Origin of the sequence: Mesorhizobium sp. M7A.F.Ca.ET.027.03.2.1 (assembly GCF_003999175.1) — a bacterium.
GTDB lineage: Bacteria > Pseudomonadota > Alphaproteobacteria > Rhizobiales > Rhizobiaceae > Mesorhizobium.
On the sequence record NZ_RZOM01001092.1, the window covers coordinates 1 to 2,057 of the forward strand.

Consider the following 2,057-nt stretch of genomic DNA (forward strand, 5'->3'; position numbering starts at 1 on the left):
CCGCTTGGGAGCGGCGGCGAAGGCCTGGCGCATGCTGGCGGGCGCCGCCGCGCGGTGGTCACGCAAGGCGGCGAGCTGTTTTTGAAAGGACGATTGATCCACTGCCAAACTCCGAGACCTCGAGCCATCATTACGGACCGGATGTTTCCGGCGCGTGTCGTCGCGACAATCTATCGGGCCGAACTCCACCCGTTTCAATGCGCAGCGATGACGCACACCGTCACCCCAGCGATGACGCAGACGTCACGCGGCGATCACGCACGATGTCATCGCCGGGATGAGGCGCCGCGTCACCCCAGGATGGCGCAACGCGGCATCAAAAGGACGTGAAGGATCACTGGCATAAATCCCAACGATCAGAAAAATTGATTGGCGCAACCCCTTGTGCCACGGTTACGTTCGGCTGGTCCAGCCAAGCGAAAAAGGCTGGCCATCGAGGAAATCTCCCATGCCACAGCGAAACGACACGGCGATATGGTCCGGCCTGTTCCGGATTTCGGCTGAATCCGGCCAAACCCTGCAGGCGCAGATCCGCCAGGCCATCGTAGCCGCCATTCTCGACCGCCAGATCGCCGCTTCGATGCCGCTTCCTTCCTGCCGGATCCTGGCCGAAAAACTTGGCGTGGCTCGCGGAACCGTGGTGCTGGCGTTCCAGCAGCTCGTCGACCAGGGTTTCCTGGTGGCGCGCGAGCGGCGTGGACATTTCGTCAATCCCGATGTGCTGGCGACACCGGCCAAGCCGCACCAGAAGGCGCCCGACCAGGCCAACGAGATCGACTGGAAGGCACGCCGCAAGATCGCCGCCAGCGACATGCCGCCGCCGGCCAAGCACGAGAACTGGATCAAGTCGTCCTATCCCTTCGTCTACGGGCAGTTCGACCCGGCGCTGTTCCCGACCGCCGAGTGGCGCGAGTGCAACCGCATGGCGCTTGCCGTGTTGGAAATCCGCAACTGGGCGTCCGACATGGTCGACCGTGACGATCCGCTGCTGATCGAGCAAATCCAGGCGCGGCTCCTGCCCCGGCGCGGCATCTTTGCCAACCCGGACGAGATCATCGTCACGCTGGGCGCTCAGAACGCGCTCTACATGCTGGCGACGCTGCTGATGTCCAAAGGCTCCAAGGTGGCGATGGAAGACCCGGGCTATCCCGATGCCCGCTCGATCTTCCGCCTTGCCGGCGCGGAGATACAGCCGGTGCCGGTCGACCAGTCCGGCATCGTAACTGCTTCTATCCCCAACGATTCCGGCTTCGTCTTCGTCACGCCCAGCCATCATTGCCCGACCATGGTGCCGTTGTCGGCGGAGCGGCGGCAGGATCTTCTGGCGCGCGCCAACCGCTACAACCAGATCATCATCGAGGACGGCTATGACAGCCAGCTTCTCGACGAGGCACCGCAGCAAGCGCTGAAGAGCCTCGATCGCTCCGGCCGCGTCGTCTATGTCGGCTCGATGTCCAAGACGTTGGCTCCCGGCCTGCGGCTCGGGTACATCGTGGCGTCCGCTGGACTAATCTCCGAGCTGCGGGCTCTGCGCCGCTTCATGCTGCGTCACCCGCCGGCCAACAATCAGCGCGCCGTAGCGCTGTTCCTGTCGCTCGGCCACCACGAGGCGCTGGTGCGGCGGCTGTCTTCAGCCTTCGATGAGCGGCGCAAGCGGCTGGTCCATGCGATTTCCGCCTTCCTGCCGGAATGGCGTTCGACCGATTCGGCCGGCGGCACGTCGCTGTGGCTCGAAGGGCCGCGCGGCACCGATTCGCGCGGGCTGGCCGAGGCAGCCGCCTCGCGCAGCGTCATCATCGAGCCAGGCGACCGTTTCTTCGATCGCACTGAAAAGCCTTCGCGTTTCATGCGGCTGGGCATCTCGTCGATCGCACTGCAGCACATCGAGCCAGGCATTCGCGAACTGGCCACGGCCGCCGGACGCAGACCCGCGGCCGCCTGATCCATCGTCGATCTCTCGTGACCGGAGCCGTTCGCAGCGGCTCCGGTATTTTAGCTCTGGCACATGGAACTGGGCCAGCTGGCCCATAGGATGAGCCAGTGCCAGCGGCATAGTC

General features: G+C 64.7%; 1 protein-coding gene. It reads left to right on the forward strand.

All coding sequences use genetic code 11. The features are described 5' to 3' along the window. Positions 1-448 precede the first annotated feature (448 nt). Positions 449-1,942, forward strand: coding sequence for a PLP-dependent aminotransferase family protein (locus tag EN750_RS31560; RefSeq protein WP_127399042.1), 1,494 nt, complete (start codon positions 449-451; stop codon positions 1,940-1,942). Positions 1,943-2,057: the final 115 nt, after the last annotated feature.

Bases quoted from the DNA above. Each gene is read 5' to 3' on its own strand.
- EN750_RS31560 (WP_127399042.1), top strand. From the start codon at position 449: ATGCCACAGCGAAACGACACGGCGATATGGTCCGGCCTGTTCCGGATT.